Origin of the sequence: Paenibacillus sp. ClWae2A, assembly GCF_032452295.1 — a bacterium.
Lineage (GTDB): Bacteria > Bacillota > Bacilli > Paenibacillales > Paenibacillaceae > Paenibacillus.
Map to the genome: position 1 here is coordinate 484,774 of NZ_JAULSQ010000001.1, position 23,715 is coordinate 508,488.

Here is a 23,715-nt window from a genome sequence, read left to right on the forward strand (position 1 = left end):
TATCTTGATATATTGAGAAGGCTTAAAGACACAAACAATACTTTAAGGGGGCATTTGCTACATGTTTAGAAAAAAAAACATTATAACAGGTTTGGCAATTTTACTAGCTGTAACACTAGCAGGTTGTAATAAAGCCAGCCCGGAAGCCTCTTATCCTGACAGTAATGACAACACCCCGGTCACCTTTAAATATTTCACGTTTGGCGGTGGCAAGAAGGACATTCTGGCAAGCAGCACGACCATTGGCAAGAAGCTACAGGAACAAACAGGCGTTGACTGGAAGATGGAATATCTGGTGGGCGACGGTGCAACCAAGGCAGGTGTAATGATTGCGAGTGGGGATTACCCCGACATCATCGACTCCAGTGGTGAAATGGCCAAGTTGATGGATGCAGGATCTTTTATCCCGCTGGATGAACTGATCGATCAATACGGGCCTAACATCAAGCGAGTATACGGGCCTTATATGGACAAATTCAGACAGGAGGATGGAAAGATCTATTTCTTGCCATACACTGCCAACATCGGTTACGTGTCAGAGCCTAACTTCCAGACCGGCTTTTATATTCAGCGTGCTGTGTTAAAAGAGTTTAACTACCCCAAGATCAAAACGCTGGACGAATATTTTGACTTGATTGAGCAATACAAGCAAAAGCATCCGCAGATCGATGGAAAAGAAACCATCGGTTTCGCCACACTTGCAGGTGAATCAGGCAGCTTCTTCACCCTGCTAAATCCGGCCATGCATCTGGCAGGTTATCCAAACGATGGCAGTGTGATGGTGGATATGCAGAGCAATGAAGCCAAATTGGTAGCCGGATCTGATTATCAGAAACAATGGATTCAGAAGCTGAGCGAGGTTAACGCACAGGGAATGTTTGATCCAGAATCCTTCACAATGAACCAGGATCAGTATCTCGCCAAGTTGACGTCCGGTCGGGTGCTGGGATATTTCAGTTACTCCTGGCAGGTTGGAGACGCAACGAACAACCTCAAGAAGGCTGGTATTGACGATAAACGATACGTATCTCTACCGATCGTATTTGATGACAGTGTCAAAGACCAGTATGTGGACCCGCCAGGTTTTGTGAACAACTACGGTGTCGGAATTACCGTAAATGCCAAAGATCCCGTGCGAATTATTAAATATTTTGATAATTTGCTCAAGGAAGAAAACCAGATTCTGGTTCAATGGGGTGTTGAGAACGAGACGTATAGTGTGAATGATGAGGGTCGTTTTTACTTTGAAAATGATGACCAACGCAAGGCACATGAAGATCCAGAATTAAGTCGTAAATTCGGCTTTGACTATTTTAATTACAGCTGGCCTCGTTACGGGAATAACTCCGTGCTTGAGGATGGCAACGCCTATGGACCGGGCAACCAACCAGAAGTGGCTACCTTTAGCTACACGGACGGTGACAAGCTTTTGTTAGAGAAATATGGTGTGGAGACATTCACAGAACTATTCAGCACTCCGGATGAGCGTCCTTGGTCTCCTGCTTGGTCCATTGCACTGGAGCAGGGCTCTCCTGAACAGATTTTCATCACCAAGGCAGAAGACCTCCAGAAGAAATATTTACCCAAGATGATTATGGATTCGCCTTCCACTTTCGAGAACACATGGAATGAATATATGAGTCAATTGAATCAACTCGACAAGAAAACATACGAAGCTACGATAACACAGGCAGTTAAGGATCGTGTAGCTGGCAAATGGTGAGTGTAATCCAAAGAGAACACACGAAACGGGGGAATATTCACATGTTAAAACCGAAATTTAGAACAGCGGGTTTAGCTGTATTGCTGACAGTTTTGCTGGCTGGGTGCAGTCAGAACAATTCATCCTCATCACCTTCAGCCACAGGTGATGATGAGAACAGTCCAGTCACGTTCTCGTATTACATGTTCTCTCCAGGCAAGAAGGATGCTCTTGCAAGCGAAACAACAATCGGTAAAGCATTGCAAGAGCAAACAGGCGTGGACTGGAAGTTGGAATATCTCGTAGGTGATAGTGCTACCAAAGCCGGTGTCATGATTGCCAGTGGAGACTATCCTGATGTCATTAGCTCCAGTGGTGAGATGTCCAAGTTACTGGATGCCGGAGCCTACATTCCGCTGGATGATCTGATTGAGGAATACGGCCCTAATATCAAAAGGGTATACGGACCATACTTCGATAAAATGAAAAATGCCGAAGACGGAAAAATCTATGCTCTGCCTTATACGGCTAATCAGGGTGAATATTCAGGTAGTCCAAATGTTGGCGGGGGAGCTTTCTGGATTCAACGCTCTGTGCTCAAAGAGTTTGATTATCCCAAGATCACTACACTGGATGAATATTTTGATCTGATTCAGGATTACAAGGAAAAATATCCAACGGTTGATGGTGCAGAGACGATCGGATTTGTGTCACTTGCGGGTGTGGCCAATAACTTCTTCACGCTGCAAAATCCAGCGATGCATCTTGCCGGTTATCCGAACGATGGAAGTGTCATGGTGGACATGACTACCCATGAGGCAAAAGTCGTCGCCGGAACAGATGCTCAGAAAAAATGGATTCAGAAGTTAAATGAAATCAATGCTCAAGGCATGCTTGATCCGGAATCCTTTACGATGAACAAAGACCAGTATTTGGCCAAGCTGACTTCGGGTCGTGTGTTAGGATACTTCAATTACGGCTGGCAAATTGGAGATGCGTCGAAAAACCTGCTCTCGGCAGGCATTGATGAGAAGCGCTACGCTCCACTTCCTATTGTGTTTGATGAAGGAATTAAGGATCAGTATGTTGATCCTCCGGGCTTCGTCAACAACTACGCAACAGGCATCTCGGTGAATGCCAAAGACCCTGTTCGTATCATCAAATATTTCGATAATTTGCTGAAGGAAGAGAATCAGGTTCTGGTGCAATGGGGAATCAAGGACGAGACGTACAGTGTGGATGAAAAGGGCAGATTCTATTATGCAAATGAAGATCAACGCAAGGCTCATGATGATCTGGAGCTCAGCCGTAAATTCGGGTTCACCTACTTTGGGACAGACTGGCCGAAATATGGCGGTGAATCTACACTAACCGATGGTAACGCTTATAGCCCTGGCAACCAGCCAGAAGTAGCCGCTGCATCTTACACCGAGGGAGACAAGAAGTTCCTTGAAGCCTACGGTATCCAAACCTTTAGTGAATTATTTAATAAACCGGAAGAGCGGCCATGGTTCCCCGCATGGTCCATCGCCCTTGAGCAAGGATCACCTGAACAGATCTTCACCACCAAATCGGATGATCTGCAACGTAAATACTTACCGGAAATGATCTTGGGAGCACCATCGAATTTTGATAAGCTGTGGGATGCGTACATGGCTGAATTAAACAAATTGGACAAAGCTGGTTATGAAGCGACCATTACCAAAGTTGTGAAGGATCGTGTAGCAGGAAAATGGTAATACGAACATTTTAAGTGCGTGTTCAATAAGACCGGTTTTCAACAACCTCTTTAAAACAAACTGTTACATGCACAGGAGAAGACGACAGAGCATAAACTCCGGTTTCTCCTCGCATGAATAACAGCACAGGAAAGGAGCAGGTTCACCTTGGAGAAACCTAATGTCTCCCTTAACTCGATGCCTCCAGCCTCGAGTCCAAAGGGAACCAGAGCACACTCGTTCTTTAAGCGACTTGTGCAGCAACGAACACTTGCCTGGATGTGTATTCCTTTTGTCATCTGGGCTTTTATCTTCAAGTACCTGCCGTTATGGGGATGGACCATGGCTTTTCAGAATTTCAAACCGGCGAGGTCCTTCTCCGATCAGCAGTGGGTAGGCTGGCAACATTTTAGTACGTTATTTGAAGATAATACCTTCTACCGGGTGCTGCGAAATACGCTTGTCATGAGTTCCATTAAACTGGTATTGGGATTTGTTACAGCAATTACACTGGCCCTCTTGTTGAATGAGCTGAAAAATGTCATATTTAAACGTTTTGTGCAAACTGTCAGTTATCTGCCTCACTTTATCTCGTGGGTTGTTGCTTCTAGCATTGTCTTAACAGTCCTGTCACCAGACGGAATTATCAATCTGCTGCTGATGAAGCTTCACCTGATTGATAGTCCGGTACTTTGGATGGGGAAAGGTGAATACTTCTGGGGTATTCTGGGGGCAACTGAGGTCTGGAAAGATGTCGGTTGGAACACCATTATCTATCTGGCAGCGATTACGGCAATTGATCCGGCGCAATATGAGGCTGCCGAGATTGATGGAGCCAGTCGCTTCAAACGGATGTTATATATCACCCTGCCTGGCTTGAAACCGGTTATTGTGATCTTGTTGATCATGAACATGGGAAGTATTCTTGAATCCGGATTCGAACCACAATATCTACTGGGTAACGGGATGAATATGGACTATTCGGAGAATCTGGACATCTTTGTACTGAAATATGGATTAGGGATGGGGAACTTTTCCTTAGGTACAGCAGCCGGCATATTCAAAACTGTGGTCAGCTTCATCTTCCTTTTCTCAGCGAACTATATAGCGAAAAAAATGGGAGAGAGCAGACTATTCTAAAAGGAGGCCTATGCCATGCGAAAAGGAAACACATCCCGCTTGCGGAATAGCAGCACCGGGGATCGAGCGTTTGATACCTTTAACATCATCTTCATGATATGTCTGATGATTGTGACGATCTATCCCTTTGTTAATATGATTGCCGTATCCTTTAATAATGCAAATGATGCCATTCGGGGTGGAATATATCTATGGCCTCGTGTATGGACACTGGACAATTACAAATACATTTTTGGCGAATCCGATATCTATCACGCAACTCTGATCTCGGCCCTGCGTACGGTCATTGGAACCGTGGTGTCCGTCTTCTGTACAGCCATGCTTGCGTATACGGTTAGTCGTCAGGAATTTGTGCTTCGCAAGTTTGTTACGATGTTTTTTGTATTCACCATGTATTTCAGCGGGGGGTTGATCCCCGGTTATCTGCTGATTCGAGACCTTGGCTTGATCGGTTCCTTCTGGGTATATATTATTCCGGGTGTAATCGGTGTCTTCAATATGATTGTCATCCGTTCATTTATTGAAGGTCTTCCTGAAGGCATTCTGGAGTCAGCCCGTATTGACGGGGCAGGGGAGTTCACGACATTTATCCGCGTTGTCCTGCCGCTAACGATTCCCGCAATGGCAACCGTATCGCTCTTTGTAGCTGTGGGACAATGGAATTCCTGGTTCGATGTATTCCTGTACAACTCTTCCAATAAAGAACTAAGCACGTTGCAATACGAATTGATGAAGATTCTGCAAACATCGACGACCTCAGCAACCTCATCAGCAAGTGATGCTTATCAGTCTGCCGAGAGCAATGCAACGGCGGTCACACCAACCTCGATTCGAGCGACGATGACCATTATTGCAAGTGTTCCTATTCTGATGGTGTATCCGTTCTTACAGAAATACTTTGTTCAGGGCATGACGATTGGCGGCGTGAAGGGATAGTCATGACTTGCATATAAAATTTATTGAAATTATGAAAACGCAACAAACTATACCGCAGTAGCGTCTATTCATCCATAGAATAGCAACAGGAGTGAAACAAATGCATGTAAAATGGATGACGATTATTGGTGCCGTTGTCGGCTCTATGCTTATAGGGGTGGGAACGGCAACTGCGGAAGAAACGTTTGTTGATCTAAAGTATTCAAAGTGGGCAGAGGATGGCATCACGTATATGGCGAAACGGGGAACAGTAGCCGGATATGGCAATGGGATCTTCAAGCCAGAGGCACTTGTGACAAGGGCACAAGCCGTCACTTTTATGGTGCGGGAGCTTTATCCAGATCAGCTTAAAAGAGCAGTGGAAGGTACAACCTATTCGGATGTTCCAACTACACACCCCTTCCATCGAGAAATCATGATAGCTGCTAAAAATGGACTTGCGAGTGGTTTCCCTAACGGAACCTTCCGTCCGGACGCACCGCTTAGCCGCGCAGAGACTGCGGCCTTCCTTACACGGGCATATGCACTCGCGGAAGGTAAGAACCCCGCAGAATGGACAGATACGGACAGGCATTGGGCAGCAGCACCCATTCTTATTATGAGTTCAAACGGCTTGGTCGGCGGTTATTCAGATGCCACCTTCCGTCCGAATCAAGCTGTCACGAGAGCTGAATATGCCGTATTTATGGCGAGAGTCATTCGCTTCGAACGTGAAGCGGCCATTCGGACACAAGATTGGGATAAGCTGATATCCTATATGACGGTAAGCGAGCAAGTTGGTCAGATGCTTATGCCCGACATTAGGCAATGGAATGGTAAAGCGACAACGACCGTTAATGAGGGGCTGAAACGCACGATCCATGATCAGGACTTGGGCGGACTTATTCTTTTTGACAAAAATATTGTAGACGTGACGCAGCTTACAACGTTCACACATGATATACAAAGAGAAGCAGGTGACATTCCTCTATTTCTTAGCATCGACCAAGAAGGAGGCGTTATTAAGCGGATACCAGGTGGTACGAACCTGCCAGGTCAAATGGCCCTTGGCGCAACTGGAGATGCAAAACTAGCCGAAGCAGCCGGTCAGCTGACAGGGGAGGAGCTAAAGGCACTGGGACTGCAGATCAATTTTGCGCCAGTGCTGGACATCAACAGCAATCCAGATAACCCCATCATTGGTATACGGTCGTTTGGCTCGGATGCGGATTTGGTGACACGGCTTGGTCTGGCAACGATAAAAGGGCTACAGCAATCAGGGGTGATGGCGGCAGTGAAGCATTTTCCGGGACATGGAGATACAACGGTAGATTCCCATCTTGGTATGCCTGTGCTAACTCATAATCGCGAACGGCTTGATGCGGTAGAATTAAAACCGTTTAGGGCTGCAATCAAAAATGGTGTAGAGATGATTATGACCGCGCATGTTGCTTTCCCAGCCATAGACAACGAACATGTCACTTCGCTCAAAGACGGTGAACGTGTGCCGATTCCTGCCACCTTATCGAAAAAGGTACTGACAGGACTTCTTCGCGGAGAGCTGGGATATGAAGGTCTCATTGTGTCGGATGCCTTTACCATGAATGCAATTGCGGAGCATTTTGGGGAGAATCGATCGGTAGAACGCGCCGTTTCCGCAGGTGTTGATATCATCCTTATGCCAAAAGATTCAGCAGCGGCCCATCAAACGCTGGTGAACGCGGTGAATAATGGAACGATCAAGGATGAAACCATACATGCATCCGTGAAACGAATCTTGGAGATGAAAGCGAAATATGGTTTGTTTGAACGCAGTCAAACTCTTGCGCAAAAGCTAACTCAGCTTAACGGTATCATCGGATCGAAGGCACACCGAGCAGTGGAGCAGACAATCGCAGAGCGAGCGGTCACTGTACTCAGCAGTCGCGAAGGTGTGCTTCCTGATCCAATCAAGCAAGGCGACCGGGTTGTTATTATCGCAGCCGAGTTGGAACAGGCGAAACAGCTTGAGAAACAACTGTTGCAAGCCGCTAATAACCTGTCGTTAAAGACTGAAATATCACTTGTTGGTCAAGGCAAAATGAATGAAACGCTCCAGGCGATTGGCAAAGCCAATTATGTCATTCTTGCTTCTTACCAATTCCGCAACGTGGCCAGCCAGTTCGGATGGAGCGATTATCAAACCTTGATTAATGCGATGAACAAGAGTAATCAGCGATACACGCTATTGTCATTGGGTAACCCATACGAGATGATCTATTTGCAGAACGTGCGCTCAGGGATTGCTGTATATGGGAAGCAGGAGCCAAATACGTCTGCGGGGATCAAAGTATTGCTTGGTCAACTAAAAGCTGGAGGACAGTTGCCAGTGCTAACGGATTAACGCTTGTTTAATGAAGAAAAAAACGGATTCCAATATACGGAATCCGTTTTTTATTTCAAACTTTTGTTTTATCTATCCATCTACCATGCCATCACTCGGGTATTTCCTCGCTACAAACAAAATGAAGCAGCATCTTCACAAATTGCTCCGTCATTCGCATATCCATTGAATGATCATGAGCAGCACGAATAGTTACCATGCGCTGGAGCATGCCCATCATCGTTGTGAAGATAAACTGAGCCAGATCGAGCGGAGGGGACGGATTCTTAATACTTCCGTCAACAACGCCTTGGGATAAAGCGCCCATCAGGAAATGTTTTTCTTTCCCGTTCTGGTTAAACTTATCATACTCTTCTCTTAATTCAGGGCTAAAATCATACATCTCATAGTTAATATCAAACAATTGAATAAACCGGATGTAGTCTGGATGATTCTCGGCATAAACAACCCATGCATTCAACATGACCCTAAGTTGTTCCCGCCCGTTCATGTCCTTCCTTGATGCACGGCTAACCTCATCCGTTAAATGTTCGATCAGTTGCATCTGAATGGCTAAAAGAAGCTCATCCATAGACTGAAAATGTTTATAAAAGGTCACTCTACTAAGTTCAGCTTTCGTGCATACATCCTTAATCTTCACCTGGAGCAATCCATATTTCAAAAAAAGCTCCTTACCTGCTGCAATCAAATCATCCCGATGTTTATTTCCCAATTGTTGATGCCAGTTTTCATTCACTTGTATACCGTTGTCCTTTCTTCGAACGAAATGCGTTCAAGGTAAGTCCGAGAGAAGCGAGCAGCATAATTGCACCAAAAATATACGGGAAGTTTATGTTTTTGTCAAACAATAGTCCTGCGATCAGAGGGCCAATCACCGTTCCGAGACTGGAAAATGTAGTATTCAGACCTGATGCATAACCTTGCCGATCTCCTGCATTTTTGGATATTAACGTGCTGACCGAAGGCCGCAAAAACGAATTGAATGCAAAGAATAACGCAGAAGCGAACAACAGAAACACAAGGTTGACCTTAATTAACATTAACAATAAAGCTATGGGTGTGATTATTAAGGAGAGACGGATTAGCTTAACTTCACCGATTCTTTGCACGAACCAATCCAAAAGCCAGATTTGCACAACAATACCGATAATCGCGCCCAAGGTAATAATGATGGAGATCGTTGCAGCGTTGAATCCGTATTTTTGCTCTGCAAAAAGAGCGAATACCGTCTCATAACTCATGAGACCAAAGGTCATGACAAGCAATACAATCAAGTATTTGAAATAGGGGACTTTAAAAGAACTCCAGATTTTCTTGCCCAAGTGATCTCCTTTTTGAAGACGGATGGAGACGGTTCTTTTCTCGGGGGGAAGTGTTTCAGGCAATAGCAGCGTCATTAGGGCAGCAATCAGTCCCAGACCAGCTGCAAAGAAATAGGGCATGCGAATGCCCATCTCGGCGATGAGACCGCCCAGACCAGGTCCGAGAACCATCCCCAAATTCATAGCTGCGCCGAAATAGCCCATACCTTTCGCACGTGTCTCTGGCGTTGTAATATCGGCGACATATGCGAGGTTGGCAGGAACCATTAAACCAAGACTGATTCCACCGATAAATCGTGCGACATACAGGAGGGGCAGCGAGGTCGACAACGCAAATATGATATCTGAAATGACAGACAGAAACATACCTGCGATGATCAACTTTTTACGTCCAAATCGATCAGACAGTTGTCCCCCGAGAGGTGAAAAGAAGAATTGAGCGGCACCGAAGGCTGCAACTAAAAATCCTGCTACTGTACCTCCTGCATGAAAAAGCTTTAAATACTCCGGCAATATGGGGATGAGCATCCCTTGCCCCAATAAAGCGATAAACAGATTTAACATCAGAATGAACAGCGGAAAGCGAACTGATTTTGGTAATGTACTCATGTACGTCATTAACTCCTTCATTTACAACTTGTTAACCTTTACATTGTGTAAACCATTTTAATTGATTTAAAGGAAATATGTAAATCTTTTTTTTAGGGAGTAGAGTTATAATTGAATTCATATGGAGGTGGGAACACGTGAATTTAGAGGAATTGTTTACGGTACATGTGAACATCGAAGAATCATTTGATTTGCAGAATGGCGAAGATGATTCGGTTGTCATGATTACTTTTACAGGCAGCGTAACCGGAAGGTACTTTGAGGGAATTGTGCTGGGTGGAGGAGTGGATACGCAGATCATCGGGAAGAATGGTGACCCGCATACGTTATCGGCAAGATACATGCTCCAAGGAACCGACAACTCAGGTCATTCCTGCAAAATTTATATCGAAAACAACGGAAACATCGATAAAACGCTGAAAACTGCTTTATTTCGCACTTCTCCCAAAATGATTACGGATAGCAAGGCTTTATCTTTTTTGAACAGTGAAACGTTTGTTGGAGAAGGTCATCCAACGGAGTCAGGAGTAGACATAAAAATATACAGGGCGCTATGATAACGCGAGACATGTGATAACTATTTTGTTCATGTGTCTCGGAGCAAGATACCCTTCTATAATGCAGAGTCAGAGTTGCTAAATAAGCGGCTCTTTTTGTCGTTATGCGATTTTACGTCAATATTTATATGTATTGATGCTTAGAATTGAAGAAGAAATCGCGTTCTCGATTGAAACAAAGACCTATCCGTACTATAAATGGGAAGGTGTGAGAACATATTACCAAAACAAACTGCAGAAGGTAGGCGTAAGCTTGGACAGCAGCCTGGAAGATAATATCGAGCTTTTACAGAAGAAATTCTAGTTGGTTGGATGAAGAAAGCAACTCCTCTCCATGGAGCTGCTTTCTTTTTTTGCATTTTGAATGAAATGGACCAATAAAAAAATCCTAAAACAAAATGTGACCAAATGCCGTCCTTAAGAGTGTTAGAGGTATAAAGGAGGGCATAACAACCATGCAGCGATCAGTGCCCCAGCTGGGCGATCATGTGATGAAAGTCTACGAGACATACGCGGATACGCTGTTCCGGATTGCCATGGTGCACCTCGGCAGACGAGAAGACGCGGAGGAAGCCACTCAGGATACCTTCATCAAACTAATAGAAAAAGCCCCTACATTCAACGATGCGGAGCATCAAAAAGCATGGTTGATTCGGGTCATCACCAATCATTGCAAATCCTTATTAGGCAGAGGCTGGCGCAAACGGGAGGTCAAGCTGGAGGGAGTCGATCCTCTTACAACGGACAACCCTGAAGATCACGCGCTGATCGAACTTGTGCTGTCGCTGCCCGTCAAGTATAGATCGGTGGTTCATCTGTTTTATTACGAAGATTATTCGATTAGAGAAATCAGCGAGATCCTGGAGATTAGCGAATCAGCAGTGAAAATGAGATTAAAACGTGGCAGACAGCTGTTAAAACTGGAGCTGGAAGGAGAGGAACTGTAATGAACGAAGAACAATTCAAACAAAACTACAAGAAAGCGGTGGATCATATGAAAACAAACGAGCAAATGAAAAAACGGGTAGAGCAATCCTTGAAGACGCAACATCAGGGGCCAAACCGTCAACGCAAACCATTATACATTGCAGCAAGTGTTGTTATCGCTGCCAGCATTGGATTGGCTGCGCCAAGTGTATGGCAACAATTCAATGGACCAGCTGCACCAACTCCTCAGGTGGCAGAGGTGACTCCAGGCGCGTCGTTTGACCCGATTGTGATTCCGAAGATGGAGTTGCCGGATTCACAGGGTAAAGGCGCGATGGCTGATATGATGCAACTGGTTGTGTATGGAGGTAACGTCTATACACAGTCCCCAACATTGCTTGAAGGCGCAAATGCACTCAATCTGCGGGGTGAGAAGCTTGGTACTACAACTGGCGGTATCAATGAGTTGAGTGGTCAGGATAAATACACGGAGCTTGCTTCCAACATTGGCGAAGCAGACATCTATGCGGTCAATGGCTACGATAAGGACTTCCGCATCATGTCTTACACCGAGATCGATGGTCAGGTATATGCTCAGCTATTCGACAAGAACAACGGGATCACCATCAGTAGCGGTGCTGACCTGATCGGCAAACTTCATCTCCAAGGCAACATCGCCTCGGCGCAATGGGAGACGTTCGACAGCTGGAACAACGGATTGCAGCAGCTTCAGCCGTTAGCAGCGGACGAATCGTTGGAAAGCTTCATCTCATCGCTAAATGCTGCCAAACCAATCGCAACGAGTCCGGAATTGGAAGAGAACCTCTACGGCAAGGAAGATCGCAAGATCATCTATCTCACGCTGGAAGACAAAACGCAGGTCCCACTGGTTCTGTTTGGTGAAGGTCTGGTTCGTTATGGTAATGTTCCGGCATTCCTGGAAGTGGAGAAAGGCGCGTTCCAATCATTCTGGAACAGCCTGGGGGAGTAAGGCGAAGACAGCGATACGGCTTCACAAGAAGAGCGAACAGAGCACGCAAGTGCTTTGTTCGTTTTTTTGATTATCGGTGGAAGTAGATTAATTGAAATTTTTGTAATAAACCAAATGATCGGTCCACTCATCATTTTCGTGTATAAACCCTTTACGTAGACATTCAAATTCCATACCAACACTCTCTGCTAGTTTCATGGAAGGGGTGTTATCCACATTAATATGAGCTTCTATGCGGTGGAACTTCAGATGTTCGAATGCACTCCTCTGTATTGAATTTATGCTCATGGCATGGCACTGAAATACTCCATAACTACGCTACGAAACTCTAAAGCGGCTTTTGAAATATACCTGTTTTTGTGCGAAAGTAGAGCGATTTCCCGAACGAGTTGATGTTCCTCTACGTGAAGATATCTAATGCGCTCATGCGGGTTTCTGGCTGTGCTAGGTATAAACGCGAGACCGATCTCCGCTTCAACAAGGGCTGTTAATCTTGCAGGTTCGTCACCCTCATATACATATTTCGGTAGGAAACCAACGGATTGACATATGGAATCCACCATATCACGAACACCATAACCTTGCTTCACCCCAACAAACCGCTCGTCCTTAAGCTCAGTTAATTGAATGCTGCTTCGGTCTGCATATCGATGACCCATAGGAACAGCGACTACAATCGGGTCGTCATATAGTATCTGACATTCGATATCTTCACCTTCAATCGGAGGGGAGGAGAGACAAAAGTCCACCTCGCCTCGATGCAGAAGTCTGGACATGTTTTCTAACGAAACCATTTGCACATGGAACTGAATATCCGGCTTGTTTTTCCGGAATTCCCGCAGTATGCCGGGCAATGTGCTCGCCGTTGTCACTGCCAATTGCAGTGTACCCTGATCCGGGTTGGAGAGGTCAGCGATTTCCCGCTTTCCTTGTTCCAATTCAAATAAGGCTTTTTCAGTTCGCTGAAGAAATGTTCTTCCAAAGTCGTTTAGTCGCAGCTTTCTCCCGATTCGATCAAATAAAGGGACTCCCAAGTCGTCCTCTAATCGTTGTATCGTTTTACTCAGGGAGGATTGCGTGACATGCAGCTTTCCGGCAGCTTCCGTAACATGTTCGCATCGGGCCACCGTCAGGAAATATTTTAGTTGAAGAAGCTCCATTTTGCACCATTCCTTCATTCCTTCTAGTTCATCAAATCATAACATATAATGCGTTGGAATAAATGAATATGTTCAAGTAAGATAACAGCAGAAGAAGGAGTGATGCACCGATGAACGTTCGAAATAAAGGATTGATGTTGGCTGTTGGACTCGGAATTATGTTGAATCCGTTGAATTCCTCCATGATTTCGGTGGCAATCTCCAGGCTTCAACAAGTGTATCAACTTGATTTTACAGCCGTTTCGTGGATTATTTTATCATTTTACATTGCCAGTGCTGTCGCTCAACCCGTCATGGGCAAGTGTAGTGATTTGTTTGGCCGTAAGAAGATCTTCCTCATGGGTCTTGTTATTGTTTTTGTGTCGTCCATGCTAGCTCCGTGGTCTCCCAGTTTTTCGTGGCTCATCGTATTCCGTATCATTCAATCGATTGGCACAAGCATGATGGTGGCCGTCGGAATGGCGATTGTCAGAATTAACGTGACTGAAAAACAAGCCTCCGCCTTGTCCACCTTGGCTATATTCCTTTCTGGAGCGGCTGCAATTGGACCTTTTATTGGTGGAGTATTGATTCATTGGTGGGACTGGCACAGCATATTCTTCGTTAATATTCCGTTTGTCTTGGCAAGCTTTTGGTTCGCCTGGAAAACAATCCCGAAGGACGAGCAATCTCCGTCTATCTCTGGTCAAATGTCCATTCGGCAATGGTTTGCGTTAATTGACGCACCAGGTATCCTGATGTTTACGGTAGCCTTGGTAGCTCTACTCATCGGTTTACTTTCAGTAAATTCCACAGGAGATATTTTAACATGGCATCTGCTGACAGGAGGGATCGGGTTAATCGCACTCGTCATGTTCATCCGACATGAATTAAAAGCAGCCACGCCTTTCATCCCTCTGCGAACGTTTGGCACATATCCCGAGATGACTTGGGTGAATGTGCAATACATGCTGGTGAACATTCTGTTTTACGCACTTTTCTTTGGAGTTCCAACGTATTTAAAGCAGGTACGTCATCTCAACGAAGTTCATACAGGAATGAGTATGCTAGCTTTGGGGTTATGTTCAGTCATTATTGCTCCGATCGCAGGGCGCTGGATTGACAAATCAGGATCACGGCCAGCTCTAATCGTATCAGCTTCTTTAATGACATTTGGCTCTATATTGATCGTTGTTATGAATGAAACTTCTCCAATCTTCATTGTCATTGTTGCCTTAGCTTTATTTGGAATAAGTAACGGCCTAAACGCGGTCGGCATGCAGGCAGCTCTGTTCAAAAGCACACCCAAAGAAATGATCGGTGTCGCATCGGGGATTTTTAATACATCACGCTACCTGGGAACCATCTTATCGTCGTTATTAATTGGGATAGTCATGGGAGATACATTCAATGTGACAGGATTTCAGATGCTTGGAATAATCCTTACGATATTAGCTGCATCACTGATCATCATGAGCGTACGTCGTGAGGCAGGTGCGGTGAGTCCGGAGCCAGTAAGCAAGTAAAATAGCGAATCTGCCGTGCAATAGCACGTTTACACCCAATGAATCAATAGCTCCATTGGGTGTTTTTTTTGTTTTTCACCAAGTTGTCAATAAGAGTTGATCCTTTCTTGAACGTTTAGGGTAGAAGACGTGACGTTGATTGAATTAGGTAAAAATAAAGATATAATAATTTTGATTATTAGGTCTGGTCTAACAATTTCAATGTATTTAATATCAGGAATCAACAGGAGTAATCGCAAAGAACATGTGGCAACATATCGTTGTCTTTTACTTTGTGAAAGTTTTCTCTTGTTCTACAGATACAAACTATAGGAGGTCCAAATCTGATATTAAATGCAACTATATAAGTTGAGCTAATCATTTACACGATAACGGAGAGGACAGAAAAAACCTGAAAAAGCGAAGCGTTCGCCTTTATCACCGGATTTTCCCTTTTGGAAAGGGAGTCGAAAAAATCTGGGGATAACAGCGATTGGAAGGTTATTCTGTCATCGTAGTGTCAGTGTAAATAATCTCTAGTTCAACTTATATAGTGAGTAACAGACCTAGTCATAAGCAAAAAATGATCACTAAAAATGAACAGAGTTTGAAAGGAGGCAACACAAAGAATGGCTATTGATACGGTGTTATGGAGCAGACTGGTGACTGGTTTGACGCTGGGATTCCACGTGATTTTTGCAACGCTTGGTGTCGGTGTACCTTTGATGATTGCTATTGCAGAGTTCATCGGCATTCGGAAGAAGGATCACCATTACATACTTATGGCAAAGAGGTGGTCACGAGGGTTTGTCATTTCTGTGGCGGTGGGTGTCGTGACAGGTACAGCAATATCGCTACAGTTGGCCCTCGTATGGCCGAATTTTATGAAGCTGGCCGGGAATGTCATTGCATTGCCACTATTTATGGAAGTATTCGCATTCTTTTTTGAAGCGATATTCCTGGGCATTTATCTATACACATGGGATCGGTTCAAAAATCCGTATATCCACTGGTTGCTGACTATTCCGATTGTTGCCGGGGCAGGCATGTCTGCTGTTTTTATTACAACAGTGAACGGATTCATGAACCAGCCTGAAGGTTTTGTCATGGAAGCAGGTCAATTCATGGCAGTGAACCCCGTACAAGCGATGCTGAATACGGCGACGTTCTCCAAAGTGTTCCATGTATTAAGCTCGGCTTATCTGACAGGAGCTGCTCTGTTGGCAGGAATAGCAGCCTTTGCGATGCTGAGAAAAGGAGTGTCGGCCTACCACAAAAAAGGCTTGAATCTCATGATGGCAGTTGTTCTGGTATTCAGTTTATTAAATTCCTTAGCTGGAGATGTATCTGCCAAGTTTTTGGCTGAGCATCAGCCGGAGAAGCTCGCAGCTGCTGAGTGGCATTTCGAGACGGAAAGCGGCGCGGATTTGATTTTTTTGGGATGGCTGAATGCTGAACATGAAATTATAGGCGCTCTTCATTTGCCAAAACTGCTCAGTTTCCTTGCCTTTGGAGATTTTAACGCCGAGGTTACCGGGCTAAACGAATTTCCACCAGATGAGCAGCCACCACTGCTTGTGCATTACTTGTTTGATCTAATGGCTGGAATAGGTTTCGCTCTACTCGCTATATCAAGTCTGTACTTCCTGTTTGTGTTCTGGAAGAAACGTAATCAATTTAACAAGTGGATTCTTCGTATGGTTGCACTAAGTGCACCGCTTGCATTTCTCGCCGTTGAGATGGGCTGGTTCTATGCAGAAGTGGGGCGGCAGCCATGGATCATCCGAGGTTATATGCGAGTAGAAGAGGCCGCTACTTCTTCCCCGAGTGTGAGAATTTTATTTTTTGTCTTCTTGCTTCTGTACATCGTGCTCGGCGTCATCTGTGTTCTCGTGTTGAGACGTTTGTTCAATAATAATCCTGCTGAGCTTGAGATGGAGAAATGGTTGGAACAGAAGCATGATCAATTAGCCAAGAAAGGGGATCAGGCCTGATGAGTTATGAATTGATTGGTATATCCGTACTCTGGCTGTTCTTGTACGGTTATCTTATTGTAGCTTCCATTGATTTTGGAGCAGGTTTCTTCGCCTTTTATGCACGTCTGACAAAGCAGGATCACCTGATTAATCGTCTGATCTCCCGTTATCTATCACCGGTCTGGGAGATCACCAATGTATTTTTTGTCTTTTTCTATATTGGCATCGTTGGATTTTTCCCGGATACCGCTTACTATTATGGCTCTGCGCTGCTTGTTCCGGGAAGTATTGCCGTCATTTTGCTTGCCGTTCGTGGGTCGTTCTATGCTTTCGAAAATTATGGTTCCAAGAATAACATCGTATATCTGTTTTTATACGGAGCTACAGGGTTGCTTATTCCAGCGTCGTTGTCAGTGGCACTGACATTGTCTGAAGGTGGCTTTATTTTGAAGAAGGGGGAGACGGTTTCCCTGGATTACTGGGCTCTATTTACCAATCCGTTATCATGGAGCATTGTTGGTCTAGCCATCGTGTCCGTATTGTTCATTAGCGGTTCATTTCTCACATTTTACGCTTCTCGGGCAGAAGATCATTCGGCATTGAAGCTGATGCGGAACTATGCTTTGTTCTGGAGCACACCGACCATTATTCTCGCGCTGACTGCATTTATATATTTGGGTCAACACAATGAGCGTCATTTTCAAAATATGATGGATTTATGGTGGCTACTGGCGCTTTCCGTTGCATTTTTCATGATTGCCATGTGGCTGTTATATAACGGACGGCGTTACGGATTAGCTTTTATATGCATCATGCTGCAATTTCTTACAGCCTTTTTCGCTTACGGTATTGGGCAATATCCTTATATTCTTGATCCATTCATCACCATTCAGAGCAGCGCCACACCACCAGCGATGGGTTTTGCACTAGTCGTTGTGTTTATCGGGGGTCTGTGCCTGTTAATTCCTTCACTAATTCTGGTCTTCAAACTGTTCCTGTTTGATGCGGATTATGTGAAAGGGAAAAAATAAAGGAGGAGCGTTGAATGAAGAGGAGAGCTAAATCCAATCTGATCTCGCAGCAAATGTCTTTACAACGAAAAAACAGACTCCTCCTTGCGATCATTTCGCTGGCCCTTGGTATAGCTATTATAAGCCAGGCCACCTTGGTGGCTGAAGCAGTCCAGCGAATCTTTGTAGAGAAAGCTTCCTTTTCATCAGTGTTGCTGTTGCTCGGCCTATTACTGGTTGTTATGGCTGTACGCTCACTGTTGTCGTATGGTAATGGGAAAGTGGGCTTGCATATGGCAGCACACGCCAAGACGAATATGCGAGCATCGGTGTTGCAGAACCTGACCCGCGCTTCCATGCCTACAACCCTGAGTGGACAGACGGGAGGAAAGGTAAGTGTCGCTTTGGATGCTGTGGATGAGGCTGACAGTTATTTCAGTCAGTACATGCCACGTATGATGGAAGCTGCGATGATCCCGATTCTGATTCTGATCGTTACGTTTACGCAGCACGCCAACACAGGCTGGATTATGCTGTTTACAGCACCATTTATCCCGCTGTTCATGATTTTGGTGGGGCTTCAGACAAAGAACAAATCAGAAGAAAAATACGCGCAACTGGCTGAGTTTTCCGGTACATTTCTGGATTCGCTTCAAGGGCTGGTTACATTGAAAATATTCGGACGGGCTAAACGTCAGCAACAGGAAATTGAACGCAGCAGTCTGGGGTATCGTGATGCCACGATGGGCATTTTGAAGATTGCATTTACAAATACGTTTATGCTGGAATCGATCGTGATGTTAAGCATCGGTATTGTTGCGCTTGAACTGGCTATTCAGTTACTTGTGTTCAAATCGATGAGCTTCCATACGGCCTTTCTTGTGTTGTTGCTCGTCCCTGAGTTTTACAGTCTATTGAAGAATACGGGAACGGCTTTTCACAGCGGGCGAACCAGTATGGGTGCCATTCGTAAGGTGGAACAGATGCTTGAGGAAACAAATATCAAGAGCACACCAACGAAGGGTGTAGAAGGGTCCGATCAAAGCGAATTAACCGATGTCGATGCAATTGCAAAGACGGAAGAGATCCGTACAGCTCGTGCCGAGTTGATTACATTGCCACCAACCATTGAACTGAACGATGTCCGGTTCCAGTACACACCTGATTCCTTTGGACTTGAGACCGGACAGATCTCGATTGGACCGGGAGAACAGATTGCTATTGTAGGCAAAAGTGGCTCAGGTAAAACCACGCTGCTTCATCTCATTGCCGGTTTGCTGAAACCAGGTTCGGGAGCGGTTCTGGTTAACGGAAGCGAGATTTCACAACATGATGAGGCTGCTTGGTTTGAACGTGTTAGCTACATTACACAGCATCCGTATATTTTTGCAGGTACATTTGCCGAAAATATCGCGATTGGCGCGGGTCGGAACGTCTCCAGAGCTGAAATTGAGCAGGCGGCAGAGGAAGCTGGACTTGCTGGCGTTGTTGCACAATTGGAGCAGGGATTGGATACGTTTGTTGGTGAAGGTGGCCGGGGGCTGTCTGGTGGGGAAAAACAAAGACTTGCTTTGGCACGTGCTTTTCTGAAGCGACCAGCTGTTATTTTGTTCGATGAACCCACCGTTGGTCTGGATCTACACACCGAGCGGGTACTGCAACAATCCATTGCGTCTTTAGCCAAAACGGCAACGATGATTACGGTGGCACACCGTTTATATACAATTCAACATGCGGACAACATTTTGTTTATGGATAATGGGGTATTGGTGGATTCAGGACATCACAACGAGCTTCTAGGGCGTTTGCCGCAGTATGCAGAGATGGTAGATGTACAACGGAAAGGAGGGTTAGCATGAATGAGCTGACGATTCTGTCAAAAGCGATGATTCAGGAGCGCAAGGATATTCTGCTTTCGATATTGGGCGGATTTATCGCCGGCATAGCAGGTGTAGCTCTCTTTTCCGCGAGTGGATATATGATATCTCAGACGGTATTTGCGCCACCACTGTATACCTTAATTGTACTCACTTCCATGGTCAAACTGCTCGGTTTCCTTCGAGCGGCAAGTCGCTACGGGGAACGCTTGTATTCGCACAGGGCAACATTCTCCATGCTGAGTCGTTTGCGGACGTCCTTTTTTGCCAAACTGATTCCGGTAACGCCAGGTATATTGAACAAAAACCGAAGCGGGGATCTGCTTGCGCGGATCGTGGGTGATGTGGAAAGCTTGCAAAATTACTTTTTGCGGGTCGCGTATCCACCCATCATGGTCGTTATGGTGTTTTTGGCTACCATGCTGTTCACTTCGGCCTTTTCAATCTGGATTGCGTGCTTGTTAGTACTAGGCATGCTGATCACGGCATTTGTTGTACCGGGCATTGTCTTGCTTGGTCAGCGAAAAATACACGGACGTGTCCGCCAGCAACGGGCCTTGCTGTCCACGGAAGTGACCGAAGTGTTATATGGTTTCCGTGATCTGAAAGTATACGGCCAATTGGAACAGCGTGAGCAACAGCTTCAGCAGGCTTCCTCTGCATTGGCAACAGAACAGAAACAAGCCGCTTTGCACCTGCTGCGCGGGCAATCTATGCACATTTTTGTAACGTATCTTGTTACATGGGGTGTGCTAGCACTCAGTGCCTTCTTAATTGTGAATGGAGCGTTTGCAGGTGTATTCCTCGCCATGCTGATCCTGGCCACGCAGACCGTGTTCGAAGAAGCTGCCGCAATGGCTATATTACCTCTATATAAGCAGGATAGTGAACACGCTGCTCAGCGACTGTCGGAAACGGTGCCGACCTCCGATGTGCAACCTGTACAGCCAAGCGGTGAAGTGTCAGCCGATCAGGCGGTTTCGATTGAACTTTCCGGTGTTAGCTTTCAATATGAAGGGGAATGGAGACCGGCGCTGAGGGAACTCTCCCTACAATTTGCAGCAGGCTCCAAAACAGCAATAGTCGGGCCAAGTGGGTCAGGCAAGTCAACGATTATCGATCTGCTACTCAAGCTGCGTGAAGCAACGTCTGGCGATATCCGGTTAAACGATGTTCTGGTGCAGGAATTAAATGAAGAGAGCATTTGGCAAAACGCCAATGTTGTGTTGCAGCAAAGTCATTTCTTCCGGGGAACCATTCGTGATAATCTGCTACTGAATGGAGAAGAACATTCGGATGAACAACTGTCCGCTGTGCTGGATAAAGTACAACTGCCAAATAAATCATTGACTGATATGGTATATGAAAAAGGGGAGAACCTGTCGGATGGTGAGAAACAGCGGCTGGCTCTGGCAAGGGCCATGCTGCGCAAGGGACGGTTATGGCTGCTGGACGAACCGACGTCCTCACTGGATTACGTCACAGAGCAACGGGTGTTGCAGCATCTTCTGGCACAGGCATCGGAAGATACACTTCTCCTGATCTGCCATCGGCTTACGGGATTGGAAGAGATGGATCGGATTTTGGTCATGGACCAAGGCAAGATTGTGGAATCGGGTTCTTATTCAGAGCTAATGGAGCAAAAAGGCTATTTTTATGAAATGAAACAAATTGAACGACAAATGATTGGAGACGCCGGGGCGTGAAAGGAATTTCAGTCTACTCAAGGTGTCGATAGTACTTCATAAAAGACTAAAGAACGGCCACTGATGCTATCATCAGCAATCCGTTCTTTAGTCTTTTTGTCTTTCTATTGAGAAGACTCGTTAAGCAGCAATGTTAATTCCCCTTTACATAAACATAACAGCAGATGATTCAGCCGTTTTATTTTTCTTCGCAAGCGGCTTTTTCCTAAGTGTCCTATCATACAGATATGGCTTTCCGTGATATTCCCGTGCATGCTTTTGTTTCTGCTTTTTATGTATATCAACCTTGATCTCCAGATTGGCAACGTTATTCTGGAATTCAGTAGCAATTCGTTTACACCATTTCAGGCCACTTTCTTCAGATGCACTGAAATGAACACGTAATAAATATCCATTCACCGTTAATTCAAACTTGTATAAATTCATGATATGTATCCTTTCCATACGGTCATTTTATGCTACACCAAATACGATAATCTGATTATAACAGGAACGTATGTTCTGTAAAAGTGTTATTTATGATACCCGCAATTCAATAAGGTTCGCTAGACATCTTTGCAAGAGTCCGTTTAATGGTAAAATATATAAAAATGGTTCATGTTGGGGGATACGCATGTATAAACTGATGATCGTAGATGATGAATTGCTCATGCGGGTTGGAATTCGTTCCATGCTGAATTGGGAAGAGTATAATTTCTATGTTGTGGGCGAGGCGGGAAATGGAAAAGAGGCATTAAGCCTTGCGCTTGAAGTGATGCCTGATCTAATTATTACAGATATTAAAATGCCGATTATGGATGGGCTGCAGCTTATACAAGAGGCCTCCTGCGTACTGAAAACCTGTAAGTATGTCATCCTGAGTAATTTTGACGAATTTCATTATGTGAAAGAGGCGCTAAAACTTGGAGCTTCAGATTACTTGATTAAAAGTGAGATCACCGAATCCTCCCTTATTGACCTCCTGAGCAATGTTGGACAGAAACTGCAAAGTGAACATGTTCACCCAACCAACACACCCTCTATAACACATGACTATTCCAAGAGCCTAAGATATCTAAAGGATAGTTTTTTCCAAGATATTGTAAGCGGATTCATTAGTGAGGAGGATATCGTCACCAAAGCGGAAGAACTGCATTTTCGTATACGTTCGGACCAGTTGGTTGTCATGAAGTTCATCGTGAACTATTACGAGGATGCAAAGCGGAAATATATTGAGAAGGGGGAAAAGCTGCTCCGATTTTCAATTCTTAATATTATGGAAGAGATCATTCCATCGAAGTGGGAGAAAGAGATTTTTGTTGAAAGTTCCTCTGAATATTGGGTGATTGTCAATGTACTTCCTGAGAGCCAATCTGTACACGCCGACTTGAATAAACTATGTAATAAATTGCTGTCTTCGATCAAGGATTTCATGAATCTATCTCTCACGGCTGGGGTAAGTAGAATGACTTCCGGTTTCCTTCACATCAGGAAGGCCTGCCAAGAGGCAGAAACGGCTCTACAACAGGGTTTCTTCACAGGAAGCAACCAGGTGTTGTATTACGAAGATATGGTTCTATCCCCAGATCGACATGAAGTTAAGGGGGCTTTAAGCCCGCAACAAGAACGAGATTTGTTGAAGTTGTGGGTAAGCAAAGACAACCAAAAGGCGGAAGAGTTCCTTGAAGGAATCCGATCCAATCTGGAACAGCTACGAGCCGATGAGAATAGCATTCGCAAGCAATATATCATGGTGATGGAAACCATTCACTCCCATCTATCCCGAGCTACGGAAAGAGGTGCACCTTCTTTAACAGAGAAATCGCCCTATGAAATCGTTCTAAAGGGGGAGTATTGGGAGGATATCCACCAAGATATGCTTGCTCATATTGCGTATTACTTCCAAACCGATTCCCAAATCAAACAGGAAAGCACCTACACCGACCTCGCCACTGAATTGATCGACAAGTATTATGCGGAAGATATCTCACTGCAAAGTATCGCTAGCCAAATCAGTGTGAATCCGTCGTATCTCAGCCGCGTGTTCAAACAGGAACGAGGAGAGAACTTTATTACGTACTTGACTCGAGTACGAATTGAACATGCGAAGGCGTATCTATTGAGCAGAGGAATGAGAGTGTATGAAATCGCAGAAAAGGTGGGCTACCATAATTACACGTACTTCAGTAAGATTTTCAAAAAATCGGTAGGTGTCACTCCTGAGGAATATCGAGAATTACAGCAGGGATGAATGTAATC

General features: G+C 45.0%; 19 protein-coding genes. 14 read left to right on the plus strand and 5 right to left on the minus strand.

Translation table 11 applies throughout. The annotated features are described in order from the left end of the window. Nucleotides 1–61: 61 nt before the first annotated feature. From QVE09_RS01960 to QVE09_RS01980, 5 genes are all read left to right on the plus strand, one after another. Complete coding sequence (locus QVE09_RS01960; protein WP_315935432.1) at nt 62–1,723, plus strand: ABC transporter substrate-binding protein; 1,662 nt, start codon at nt 62–64, stop codon at nt 1,721–1,723. A gap of 41 nt (nt 1,724–1,764) precedes the next feature. Next, nucleotides 1,765–3,441 (plus strand): ABC transporter substrate-binding protein, encoded by a 1,677-nt coding sequence (locus QVE09_RS01965; RefSeq protein WP_315935433.1) that lies wholly within the window; start codon nt 1,765–1,767, stop codon nt 3,439–3,441. Nucleotides 3,442–3,618: 177 nt separating this feature from the next. After that, nucleotides 3,619–4,560 carry an ABC transporter permease gene (locus tag QVE09_RS01970; protein ID WP_047844314.1) on the plus strand — a complete coding sequence of 314 codons (942 nt, stop codon included), beginning with the start codon at nt 3,619–3,621 and terminating at the stop codon, nt 4,558–4,560. 15 nt (nt 4,561–4,575) lie between these two features. Beyond that, nucleotides 4,576–5,496, plus strand: coding sequence for a carbohydrate ABC transporter permease (locus QVE09_RS01975; RefSeq protein WP_315935434.1), 921 nt, complete (start codon nt 4,576–4,578; stop codon nt 5,494–5,496). Nucleotides 5,497–5,596: 100 nt separating this feature from the next. Continuing rightward, complete coding sequence (locus QVE09_RS01980) at nt 5,597–7,858, plus strand: glycoside hydrolase family 3 N-terminal domain-containing protein (protein WP_315935435.1); 2,262 nt, start codon at nt 5,597–5,599, stop codon at nt 7,856–7,858. 91 nt (nt 7,859–7,949) lie between these two features. Here QVE09_RS01980 and QVE09_RS01985 read toward each other — a convergent pair whose 3' ends face one another. Both QVE09_RS01985 and QVE09_RS01990 read right to left on the minus strand, forming a co-directional pair. Then, nucleotides 7,950–8,594: a TetR/AcrR family transcriptional regulator gene (locus QVE09_RS01985; RefSeq protein ID WP_315935436.1), complete on the minus strand. Its 645-nt coding sequence runs from the start codon at nt 8,592–8,594 to the stop codon at nt 7,950–7,952. Then, nucleotides 8,587–9,789 carry an MFS transporter gene (locus QVE09_RS01990; RefSeq protein WP_315935437.1) on the minus strand — a complete coding sequence of 401 codons (1,203 nt, stop codon included), beginning with the start codon at nt 9,787–9,789 and terminating at the stop codon, nt 8,587–8,589. Before QVE09_RS01990 ends, QVE09_RS01985 begins: the two co-directional genes overlap by 8 nt. Before the next feature lie 137 nt (nt 9,790–9,926). On the opposite strand from QVE09_RS01990, the gene QVE09_RS01995 reads away from it, so the two are divergent. The 3 genes from QVE09_RS01995 (at nt 9,927) to QVE09_RS02005 (ending at nt 12,264) form a co-directional block, all read left to right on the plus strand. Further along, nucleotides 9,927–10,346 (plus strand): DUF3237 domain-containing protein, encoded by a 420-nt coding sequence (locus QVE09_RS01995; RefSeq protein ID WP_315935438.1) that lies wholly within the window; start codon nt 9,927–9,929, stop codon nt 10,344–10,346. A gap of 455 nt (nt 10,347–10,801) precedes the next feature. Then, the gene (locus QVE09_RS02000) at nt 10,802–11,293 is read left to right on the plus strand and encodes an RNA polymerase sigma factor (protein ID WP_315935439.1); all 492 of its coding nucleotides are present in this window, start codon (nt 10,802–10,804) and stop codon (nt 11,291–11,293) included. Further along, on the plus strand, nt 11,293–12,264 hold the full coding sequence (locus tag QVE09_RS02005; RefSeq protein ID WP_315935440.1) for a hypothetical protein: 972 nt from the start codon (nt 11,293–11,295) through the stop codon (nt 12,262–12,264). Before QVE09_RS02000 ends, QVE09_RS02005 begins: the two co-directional genes overlap by 1 nt. Nucleotides 12,265–12,351: 87 nt before the next feature. Here the strand turns inward: QVE09_RS02005 and QVE09_RS02010 are convergent, their stop codons facing one another. Both QVE09_RS02010 and QVE09_RS02015 read right to left on the minus strand, forming a co-directional pair. Next, nucleotides 12,352–12,552, minus strand: a complete 201-nt coding sequence (locus QVE09_RS02010; RefSeq protein ID WP_315935441.1) for a GNAT family N-acetyltransferase — start codon at nt 12,550–12,552, stop codon at nt 12,352–12,354. Beyond that, nucleotides 12,549–13,424, minus strand: coding sequence for a LysR family transcriptional regulator (locus QVE09_RS02015; RefSeq protein ID WP_315935442.1), 876 nt, complete (start codon nt 13,422–13,424; stop codon nt 12,549–12,551). Before QVE09_RS02015 ends, QVE09_RS02010 begins: the two co-directional genes overlap by 4 nt. A gap of 110 nt (nt 13,425–13,534) precedes the next feature. Between QVE09_RS02015 and QVE09_RS02020 the strand changes: the two genes are divergently transcribed. The 5 genes from QVE09_RS02020 to cydC all read left to right on the plus strand — a co-directional run bounded on the left by QVE09_RS02020 (nt 13,535) and on the right by cydC (nt 21,477). Continuing rightward, complete coding sequence (locus tag QVE09_RS02020) at nt 13,535–14,929, plus strand: MFS transporter (protein ID WP_315935443.1); 1,395 nt, start codon at nt 13,535–13,537, stop codon at nt 14,927–14,929. Between the two features lie 608 nt (nt 14,930–15,537). Beyond that, on the plus strand, nt 15,538–16,902 hold the full coding sequence (locus tag QVE09_RS02025) for a cytochrome ubiquinol oxidase subunit I (RefSeq protein WP_315935444.1): 1,365 nt from the start codon (nt 15,538–15,540) through the stop codon (nt 16,900–16,902). Next, nucleotides 16,902–17,915, plus strand: a complete 1,014-nt coding sequence (locus QVE09_RS02030) for a cytochrome d ubiquinol oxidase subunit II (protein WP_315935445.1) — start codon at nt 16,902–16,904, stop codon at nt 17,913–17,915. The genes QVE09_RS02025 and QVE09_RS02030 overlap by 1 nt, the downstream gene beginning before the upstream one ends. A 14-nt stretch (nt 17,916–17,929) precedes the next feature. Further along, nucleotides 17,930–19,753, plus strand: a complete 1,824-nt coding sequence (cydD, locus tag QVE09_RS02035) for a thiol reductant ABC exporter subunit CydD (protein ID WP_315935446.1) — start codon at nt 17,930–17,932, stop codon at nt 19,751–19,753. After that, nucleotides 19,750–21,477 carry a thiol reductant ABC exporter subunit CydC gene (gene cydC / locus QVE09_RS02040; RefSeq protein WP_315935447.1) on the plus strand — a complete coding sequence of 576 codons (1,728 nt, stop codon included), beginning with the start codon at nt 19,750–19,752 and terminating at the stop codon, nt 21,475–21,477. Before cydD ends, cydC begins: the two co-directional genes overlap by 4 nt. Nucleotides 21,478–21,621: 144 nt before the next feature. Here the strand turns inward: cydC and QVE09_RS02045 are convergent, their stop codons facing one another. Beyond that, nucleotides 21,622–21,903 carry a hypothetical protein gene (locus QVE09_RS02045; protein ID WP_315935448.1) on the minus strand — a complete coding sequence of 94 codons (282 nt, stop codon included), beginning with the start codon at nt 21,901–21,903 and terminating at the stop codon, nt 21,622–21,624. 187 nt (nt 21,904–22,090) lie between these two features. Between QVE09_RS02045 and QVE09_RS02050 the strand changes: the two genes are divergently transcribed. After that, entirely contained in the window at nt 22,091–23,707 is a 1,617-nt protein-coding gene (locus QVE09_RS02050; protein ID WP_315935449.1) for a helix-turn-helix domain-containing protein, read from the plus strand. Nucleotides 23,708–23,715 lie beyond the last annotated feature (8 nt).

Excerpts from the sequence above, each read along its gene's own strand:
- QVE09_RS01960 (WP_315935432.1), top strand. The coding sequence starts at position 62 with ATGTTTAGAAAAAAAAACATTATAACAGGTTTGGCAATTTTACTAGCT.
- QVE09_RS01965 (WP_315935433.1), top strand. The coding sequence starts at position 1,765 with ATGTTAAAACCGAAATTTAGAACAGCGGGTTTAGCTGTATTGCTGACA.
- QVE09_RS01970 (WP_047844314.1), top strand. The coding sequence starts at position 3,619 with ATGCCTCCAGCCTCGAGTCCAAAGGGAACCAGAGCACACTCGTTCTTT.
- QVE09_RS01975 (WP_315935434.1), top strand. The coding sequence starts at position 4,576 with ATGCGAAAAGGAAACACATCCCGCTTGCGGAATAGCAGCACCGGGGAT.
- QVE09_RS01980 (WP_315935435.1), top strand. The coding sequence starts at position 5,597 with ATGCATGTAAAATGGATGACGATTATTGGTGCCGTTGTCGGCTCTATG.
- QVE09_RS01990 (WP_315935437.1), bottom strand. The coding sequence starts at position 9,789 with ATGAGTACATTACCAAAATCAGTTCGCTTTCCGCTGTTCATTCTGATG.
- QVE09_RS02000 (WP_315935439.1), top strand. The coding sequence starts at position 10,802 with ATGCAGCGATCAGTGCCCCAGCTGGGCGATCATGTGATGAAAGTCTAC.
- QVE09_RS02005 (WP_315935440.1), top strand. The coding sequence starts at position 11,293 with ATGAACGAAGAACAATTCAAACAAAACTACAAGAAAGCGGTGGATCAT.
- QVE09_RS02010 (WP_315935441.1), bottom strand. The coding sequence starts at position 12,552 with ATGAGCATAAATTCAATACAGAGGAGTGCATTCGAACATCTGAAGTTC.
- QVE09_RS02015 (WP_315935442.1), bottom strand. The coding sequence starts at position 13,424 with ATGGAGCTTCTTCAACTAAAATATTTCCTGACGGTGGCCCGATGCGAA.
- QVE09_RS02020 (WP_315935443.1), top strand. The coding sequence starts at position 13,535 with ATGAACGTTCGAAATAAAGGATTGATGTTGGCTGTTGGACTCGGAATT.
- QVE09_RS02025 (WP_315935444.1), top strand. The coding sequence starts at position 15,538 with ATGGCTATTGATACGGTGTTATGGAGCAGACTGGTGACTGGTTTGACG.
- QVE09_RS02030 (WP_315935445.1), top strand. The coding sequence starts at position 16,902 with ATGAGTTATGAATTGATTGGTATATCCGTACTCTGGCTGTTCTTGTAC.
- cydD (WP_315935446.1), top strand. The coding sequence starts at position 17,930 with ATGAAGAGGAGAGCTAAATCCAATCTGATCTCGCAGCAAATGTCTTTA.
- cydC (WP_315935447.1), top strand. The coding sequence starts at position 19,750 with ATGAATGAGCTGACGATTCTGTCAAAAGCGATGATTCAGGAGCGCAAG.
- QVE09_RS02045 (WP_315935448.1), bottom strand. The coding sequence starts at position 21,903 with ATGAATTTATACAAGTTTGAATTAACGGTGAATGGATATTTATTACGT.
- QVE09_RS02050 (WP_315935449.1), top strand. The coding sequence starts at position 22,091 with ATGTATAAACTGATGATCGTAGATGATGAATTGCTCATGCGGGTTGGA.